This window comes from Cognatilysobacter lacus (assembly GCF_008274655.1).
GTDB lineage: Bacteria > Pseudomonadota > Gammaproteobacteria > Xanthomonadales > Xanthomonadaceae > Cognatilysobacter > Cognatilysobacter lacus.
In genome coordinates this window covers 1-7,743 of record NZ_VTRV01000133.1, presented here as the reverse complement: position 1 = coordinate 7,743, position 7,743 = coordinate 1, and the positions used below count along the sequence as shown (strand labels likewise).

7 protein-coding genes are annotated in these 7,743 nt (G+C 68.3%); 6 read left to right on the top strand and 1 reads right to left on the bottom strand.

The window, feature by feature from the left end; genetic code table 11:
* A partial coding sequence (locus FW784_RS11050) for a 2OG-Fe(II) oxygenase (protein WP_205123613.1) occupies positions 1-767 on the top strand: 767 nt, incomplete at its 5' end.
* A 111-nt stretch (positions 768-878) separates the two neighbouring features.
* Here the strand turns inward: FW784_RS11050 and FW784_RS11045 are convergent.
* Positions 879-2,864 (bottom strand): serine hydrolase domain-containing protein, encoded by a 1,986-nt coding sequence (locus FW784_RS11045; protein WP_235893662.1) that lies wholly within the window; start codon positions 2,862-2,864, stop codon positions 879-881.
* 300 nt (positions 2,865-3,164) lie between these two features.
* On the opposite strand from FW784_RS11045, the gene FW784_RS11040 reads away from it, so the two are divergent.
* The 5 genes from FW784_RS11040 to FW784_RS11020 all read left to right on the top strand — a co-directional run.
* On the top strand, positions 3,165-4,268 hold the full coding sequence (locus FW784_RS11040) for a Glu/Leu/Phe/Val dehydrogenase dimerization domain-containing protein (RefSeq protein WP_149353398.1): 1,104 nt from the start codon (positions 3,165-3,167) through the stop codon (positions 4,266-4,268).
* Positions 4,269-4,340: 72 nt separating this feature from the next.
* Positions 4,341-5,498, top strand: a complete 1,158-nt coding sequence (locus tag FW784_RS11035; RefSeq protein ID WP_149353397.1) for an isovaleryl-CoA dehydrogenase — start codon at positions 4,341-4,343, stop codon at positions 5,496-5,498.
* A 231-nt stretch (positions 5,499-5,729) separates the two neighbouring features.
* Positions 5,730-6,905 (top strand): thiolase family protein, encoded by a 1,176-nt coding sequence (locus FW784_RS11030; RefSeq protein ID WP_149353396.1) that lies wholly within the window; start codon positions 5,730-5,732, stop codon positions 6,903-6,905.
* 119 nt (positions 6,906-7,024) lie between these two features.
* The gene (locus tag FW784_RS11025) at positions 7,025-7,402 is read left to right on the top strand and encodes a hypothetical protein (RefSeq protein WP_149353395.1); all 378 of its coding nucleotides are present in this window, start codon (positions 7,025-7,027) and stop codon (positions 7,400-7,402) included.
* A 161-nt stretch (positions 7,403-7,563) separates the two neighbouring features.
* On the top strand, positions 7,564-7,743 hold a 180-nt coding region (locus FW784_RS11020), incomplete at its 3' end, for a hypothetical protein (RefSeq protein WP_205123612.1).

The following is a 7,743-nucleotide window of genomic DNA, read 5'->3' as shown; positions in this document are numbered from 1 at the left end:
GTCGCGGCGAAGGCGTGACCGCGCAGCCGGAATCCGCCGCGCAGCTGAAGGCGCGGCTGCGCGAGGGCGGTTTTCCGGACATGCCGGAGATCATCGCGGTGCCCGCCGCGCCCAAGCGCCCGAGCCCGCCGGCGACGCTGGCGCTCGACGAGGTGCTGGACCCGCCGGATGCCCAGGTGCTGTGCGAATCGCCGCGCATCGCGCAGATCGACGGCCTGCTGTCGGTCGACGAATGCCGCCTGCTGGTGGCGACCGCGGCGCCGCTGCTGCGCGCGTCGCGCGTGCATGCGCCGGATGGCAGCGACGTGGGCGAACGCGAACTGCGCACCAGCCGCGACGTGTCGTTCGACCCGCTGCTCGAGGATTTCTCGCTGCGGCTGGCGCAGCTGCGCATGGCGGCCGCGGCCGGCATGGAGCTGGTCGATGCCGAGCAACTGATCGTTCTTCATTACGCGGAAGGCCAGGAGTACCGGCCGCATCGCGATTACCTGCCGCCCGAATCGATCCAGCGCGACCACCCTGCCGCCGGCAACCGCAAGCGCACGATCTGCGCCTACCTCAACACGCCGCTGGAAGGCGGCGCGACGGTGTTCCCGGCACGCGATGTTCGCGTGGAGCCCAAGGCGGGCCGCGCCGTGGTGTTCGACAGCCTCGATGCCGACGGCCGGCCCGATGCGGATTCGCTCCATGCCGGGCTGCCGGTGGAACGCGGCGAGAAGTGGCTTGCCACGTTGTGGCTTCGCGAGCGTCCGTACCGCGCGTACTGACGCGCGGCACGTCGGCGTGGCGCGCGCCGACCTCTGCGCGCAAAGCGGGCCTCGAATGCACGACGGGGCACCCGCAGGCACCCCGTCGCTGGTTCGCTGGAGCCGAGGCCGTCAGTTGACCTCGTCGAACACGTACTCGTGCTGTCCGTCGCGCAGCACCAGGTGCCGGACGCCGTCCTTGTCGGCCCGGATGAACGCGAAACCCGAGGCCTGCGGATCGACGGTGATGAACGCAAGGCTGCCGTCGGGCTGCGGCTGCGTGGCCACCACCGACGCGAACGTGCCCACGTCGAACCGCGTCTGGCCCGCTGCGTGCGTGACACGCAGGTCACCGAGCGCGGCATTCCGGTAGTGCGGCGCGAGTGCGGCGGTCGCGGCGGTGTCGGCCGGCCACTGCAGCAGCTTGCGACCCGCGTCGAACTCGGCGCGGTCGGCCTTGGCCCCCGCCTGCGCGGACGCCTCGGCCTGCGGCTTGCCGTCGAACATCAGCTCCATCAGCCGGCGCTTGAACGGGCCGCGAAGCATCACGCCTTCGTCCGAATTGGTCAGGATCACCGCGCCGACCTTCTGGTCCGGCCACCACATCATGTTCGAGTGGAAGCCGCCCATGTCGCCGCCGTGGTCGATGACGGTGACGCCGTCGCTCTTGTCCACCATCAGCGCCATCGCATAGTTCTTGTCGACGCCCAGGGCGATCTGCGGCTCGCGGCGCTGCATCAGCGCAGCCTCGCCGATGTAGCGTCGGCCGTCGGGCAGCACGCCGCGGTCGATCTCCATCTGCACGTAGCGGAGCATGTCGTTGACCGTGCTCCACGCCGCGCCGGCGGGCCGCGAAGCGCCGATCGTGTTGTCGAGCCCCATGCCCATGACGCGCACCTTGTAGTCGACGTCGTAGCCGTGGGGACGGGCGAAGTTGCCGGACTGCGCACGCTTGAAGTCGAACGTGGTGTTCTTCATGCCCAGCGGGTCGAACACCAGTGCCTGCATCGCGCGGTCGTAGCCGGCGCCGAGTTCGCTCTGCGGGTACGCGATGTGGCCGCCGATGAAGCCCGCGGCGGCGGCCATGGTGTTGGAGTACTGGAACAGCTCGCCGAAACCGCTCGTGGGCTGCATCGTCCCGAGCGTGGCCATCACTGTCGCCGGCGTCTGCTTCTCGCCCTCGAAGATCCACTCCATGTCCTGCCGCGGCACGCCCGTGCAGGCGCAGATCAGGTTCTTCACCAGCACCTTGCGCGTGGTGTCTTCGCTGCCCAGCCGGAAGTCCGGATAGACGTCGGTGACGTGCGCGTTCCAGTCGAGCTTGCCGGCATCGACCAGCTTGGCGAGCATCAACGTGGTCAACGCCTTGGTGTTGGATGCGACCATGAAGCGCGTGTCGCCGTCCACCTTCGCCGGCTTGCCGAGTTCGCGCACGCCGAAGCCGCGCGACATCACCACCTTGCCGTCCTGCACGATCCCGATCGCGACACCCGGGACGTCGTACAGCTTGCGCATCGACTCCACGAAGTCGGCGATGGTGGCCAGGCGAGCGGCGTCCAACGGGTGCGCTGTGCGGCCCGCGAAGGTCTCGCGGGTATAGCCGGCCGGCAGCAGGCGCTGCACGATCTTGCCGGTCTGCGAGGCGCGCTTCTCGGCAACGCTCTGGTCGAGGTCGATCGCCACCACGGTCCAGTCGGTGCCGCGGCGCATCGCGACGGCCTGCACGGCGCGATGCGCGTTCTGCGCCACGTCGTAGCTGTAGAAGCGACGCTGCTCCCAGCCGTCGCGTGGCGCGCTGTCGGTTGCGACGAGGAACTTCGGCGCCACGCCGAGCGCCTGCCACGCCTGGGCGACGGCAGCGTCGGGATCGTTGCCGCTGGCATCGAGGATCAGCATGCGGGAGCCGTCGGCCTCGGGCGTGGCGACGAGTACGCCGTTGCCCGCGGCCGTCTGCGTCCAGCCAGACGGCAGGACGAAAGTGGTGCCGCGCGGCGTGGCCGAGGGCCGGTCGCCAGATGTCGCAGAGGGGGACGGCACGGCCGCGCCGGACTGGGCGCACACCGGCATGGCAACGAGCATTGCGGCAGTGAGCGCGCTGCGGATCAAGAGGTTCTTCATGGCCCCTCCTTGGGGACGCACCGGGGCGGCGACGGGTCGTCGCGGCGGGCGGGACGTGCCCCGAGCTTAGCGGCCGTGGAGCGGCTCGCCCGTACCGGGCGACGAACCGCACCGCAGGCCGACGAAACCCCCGTGGGCCGGCGTGAGACCCGCCCGGCGGGAATGGACTAAAATCCCGCTGCTGTGTCGGGCGGACTCCTCGACGGCACGTTGCGCCTCCTTTCGTATCAACGACTTAACCAACCCAGTCGGCCGGAACGTGCGAAAGCGCGCTCGTCGGTGCCGGCGCGGAGCCCGCTGATGATCTTCGAAACCCTCGACACCACCGGCCACGAGCAGGTCGTCTTCTGCCACAACAAGGACGCGGGCCTGAAGGCCATCATCGCGATCCACAACACCGTGCTCGGCCCGGCCCTGGGCGGCACGCGCATGTGGCCGTACGCGAGCGAGCAGGAAGCGCTGAACGACGTGCTCCGCCTGTCGCGCGGCATGACCTACAAGAACGCGGTGGCGGGCCTGGACATCGGCGGCGGCAAGGCGGTGATCATCGGCGACCCGTCGAAGGACAAGTCGGAGGCGCTGTTCCGCGCGTTCGGCAAGTTCGTCGACTCGCTGGGCGGCCGCTACATCACGGCCGAGGACGTCGGCATCGACGTCAACGACATGGAATACGTGTACCGCGAGACCGAGTTCGTCACCGGCGTGCACCAGGTGCACGGCGGCTCGGGCGACCCGTCGCCGTTCACCGCCTACGGCGCGCTGCAGGGCCTGATGGCCACGCTCAATCGCAAGTTCGGCAACGAGGAAGTGGGCAACTATTCCTATGCCGTGCAGGGCCTCGGCCACGTCGGCATGGAATACGTGAAGTTGCTGCGCGAGCGCGGCGCCAAGGTATTCGTCACCGACATCAACAAGTCGCTGGTGACCCGCGCGGTCGACGAGTTCGGCGCCGAAGCCGTGGGCCTGGACGAGATCTACGACGTGCAGGCCGACGTCTACTCGCCGTGCGCGCTCGGCGGCACGATCAACGAGAAGACACTGCCGCGCCTGAAGGCCAAGATCATCTGCGGCGCGGCCAACAACCAGCTGGCCAACAACGCGATCGGCGACGAAGTCGAGAAGCGCGGCATCGTGTACGCGCCCGATTACGCGGTGAACGCCGGCGGCGTGATGAACGTGGCGCTCGAGATCACCGGCTACAACCGCGAGCGCGCGATGCGCATGATGCGCACGATCTATCACAACCTCGCGCGCATCTACGAGATCGCGGACCGCGACGGCATCCCGACCTACCGTGCCGCCGACCGCATGGCCGAGGAGCGCATCTCGATGCTTGGCAAGCTCAAGCTGCCGCTGGGCCGCTCGAAGCCGCGCTTCGAAGGTCGTATCCGCGGCGGCCACTGAGCCGCGACACGTTCCACGCGACGGGGCTTCGGGCCCCGTCGTGCTTTTCGACGACAGATGACGGAGTGATGCATGCGCCCCTTCCCGCTCGGTGAGGAAATCGATGCCCTGCGCGACGCGGTGCGCCGCTTCGCCGATGGCGAGATCGCGCCGCGCGCCGCGCATATCGACCACGACAATGCCTTCCCGCAGGACTTGTGGCCGAAGCTCGGGGAGATGGGGCTGCTCGGCTTGACCGTGCCGGGCCAATACGGCGGCAGCGAGATGGGGTACCTCGCGCACCTCGTGGCAATGGAGGAGATCTCTCGGGCCTCGGGCTCCGTCGGGCTGTCGTACGGCGCGCACTCGAACCTGTGCGTGTCGAACCTCTACGCCAACGGCAATGAGGCGCAGCGCGCGAAGTACCTGCCGAAGCTGTGCACTGGCGAATCGAAGGGCGCGTTGGCGATGAGCGAGCCCGGCGCAGGTTCCGATGTCGTCGGCTCGATGAGCTGCCGCGCCGAGCTACGCGACGGCGTGTGGGTGGCCAATGGCAACAAGATGTGGATTACCAACGGCCCCGAGGCCGACGTGCTCATCGTCTACATGCGCACGGCGGGCAAGGAGGCCGGCAGTAAGTGCATGACCGCCTTCATCGTCGAGAAGGGCATGAAGGGTTTCAGCACTGCGCAGAAGCTCGACAAGCTGGGCATGCGCGGCTCCAACACCTGCGAGCTCGTGTTCGATGGTTGCGAGATCCCGCAGGAAAACGTGCTCGGCGAGGTCAACAACGGCGTCAAGGTGCTGATGAGCGGGCTGAACACCGAACGCCTCGTGCTCTCGGGCGGGCCGTTGGGGTTGATGCAGGCTGCAATGGACATCACCCTGCCCTACGTGCGCGAGCGCAAGCAGTTCGAGGCCGCGATCGGAACCTTCGGGATCATGCAGGCGAAGGTTGCCGACATGTACACGGCGCTGCAGTCGTCGCGTGCGTTCGCCTACCAGGTGGCGCGCGATTACGACGCCGGGCACCGCTCGCGCATCGACGCGGCGTCATGCCTGCTGCAGGCGTCGGAAGCGGCGGTGCAGGTGACGCTCGAGGCCATCCAGTCGCTCGGCGGCAACGGCTACATCAACGAATACCCCGCCGGCCGCCTGCTGCGCGATGCCAAGTTGTACGCGATCGGTGCGGGCACCAACGAGATCCGGCGCATGCTGATCGGGCGGGAATTGTTCGCGGGCAACAGCTGACGCACAACCGTTCCAATCGCGGGCCGCCTCCGGGCGGCCTTTTCTTTGACTTTCCCCGCCAAGTCGCGCCCGCCCGTGACGCGCTCCGCCGCCTCGATGGCATTCATCGCGCCTGCACGTGCGTGAACCCTTCCGGGCCCGCGCCGGGGCCGTTTGCCGCAGTGCAGCACGGCGCCGCATAATCCGGCAGTACCGGCCTTGGAGCCGGCTCCCAAGCTCCCGGAGTTCGCCATGAGCGACGTCGTCATCGTCGGTGCCAAGCGCACCGCCATTGGTTCCTTCCTCGGCCAGTTCACCGGTGTGCCGACGCCCGAGCTCGGTGCGACGGCGATCCGTGCCGCCGTCGAACAGGCCGGCATCGCACCGGAGGCCGTCCAGGAGGTGCTGATGGGCTGCGTGCTGCCGGCCGGCCTGGGCCAGGCACCTGCGCGGCAGGCGTCACTCGGCGCAGGCCTTCCGGACAGCGCCGCCTGCGTCACCATCAACAAGGTGTGCGGCTCCGGCATGAAGGCGATCATGATCGGCGTCGACATGATCCGCGCGGGCTCGGCCGAGGTGATCGTCGCCGGTGGCATGGAGTCGATGACCAACGCCCCGCACCTGCTCAACGGGTCGCGCACGGGCATTCGCTACGGGTCGGCCGAGTTCCTCGACCACATGGCGCACGACGGCCTCACCAACCCGTACGACGGCAAGGCCATGGGCGTCTTCGGCGACGCGATGTGTTCGAGCTATGAATACAGCCGCGAATCGCTCGATGCCTACGCGGCCGAGAGCGTGCGCCGCGCGCAGGCTGCGGTGGCATCCGGCGCGTTCAAGGCGGAGATCGCGCCGGTGACCGTCAAGGGTCGCAAGGGCGAGGTCGTGGTGGATACGGACGAGGAGCCGGGCCGCATCGACGGCTCCAAGATCCCGTCGCTGCGCGCGGCGTTCGGAAAGGACGGCCTGCTCACCGCGGCAACGTCGTCGAAGATCTCCGACGGCGCGGCCGCGACCGTGCTGATGTCGGCCGAGACCGCTCAGAGGCTTGGCGCGAAACCGCTTGCCCGCATCGTTGCCCACGCCGGGCACGCGCAGGCGCCCGAGTGGTTCACCACGGCGCCGATCGAGGCCACCCGACGTGTCCTGGAGAAGGCCGGCTGGACCGTGGACGATGTCGATCTGTTCGAGGTCAATGAAGCGTTCGCCTGCGTCGCCATGGCGCCGATGAGGGACCTGGGCATCCCGCAGGACAAGCTCAACGTCAATGGCGGCGCGCTCGCGCTCGGCCATCCGATCGGCGCGAGCGGTGCGCGGCTGGTGGTGACGTTGTTGCATGCGATGCAGGCACGTGGTGCGAAAAAAGGTGTCGCATCGCTGTGCATCGGCGGCGGCGAAGCGACCGCGATCGCCATAGAAATCACCTGAAGTTAAGGATTCGTGAGAGCCGCTCGTCACTCGGGCGCTTGACATGCGGCGGCCGCTTGTCATCATGTTTAGGGCGCGCAACTGCGCGTTGCCAAACCAATCGACGAGGAATTGAACCAATGAACATCAACAAGGCGCTGCTCGCCCTGGCCCTGGGCCTGGCTCTGACGGCTTGCTCGAACAAGGACCAGGCTGCGAACTCCGCCGCCGACGCGCAGCAGGATGCCGCCACCGCTCAGCAGGCCGCTGACGCGACCGCTGCTACGGACCCGAACGCTGCCGGCGCTGCGCAGGCTGCTGCCGACACGGCCGCGCAGGCTGCTGACGCTGCTGCGACCTCGGCTGACGCCGCTGCCGCTGCTCCGACCGCTGGCCAGGCTGACAACGCTGCCGACGCCGCCGACAAGGCTGCCGACGCTGCTGACGCTGCCAAGGACGCCGCTCAGGCTGCCAAGCCGGACACGGCTGCGACCCCGGCTGCCCCCGCGAAGAAGTAATTCTTCTTCGGCTGGTGTAGTAGTATCTGGAAAAGCCGTCGGTCTTCCGGCGGCTTTTTCCATGGTCAGTTGACGATAGGCCGGCGGCGCCGCGAAATGCGCGCACTGGCGTTGCCTGACTTCAGTGACATACTTTCAGACAACTCCTCCGGAGAAATACCATGAATACCAAGCTCTACGTGCTGCTCGTTGCTGCTGCCCTCTCGCTGTCGGCCTGCAAGAACGACACCCCGACCGCCCAGAACGAAGCCGACCAGGCCGCCGCCGCCACCGCGAACGCCGGTGACAAGGCCGCCGACGCCGCCGCCGCCGCGGGCAATGCCGCTGCCGAAGGCGTCGAC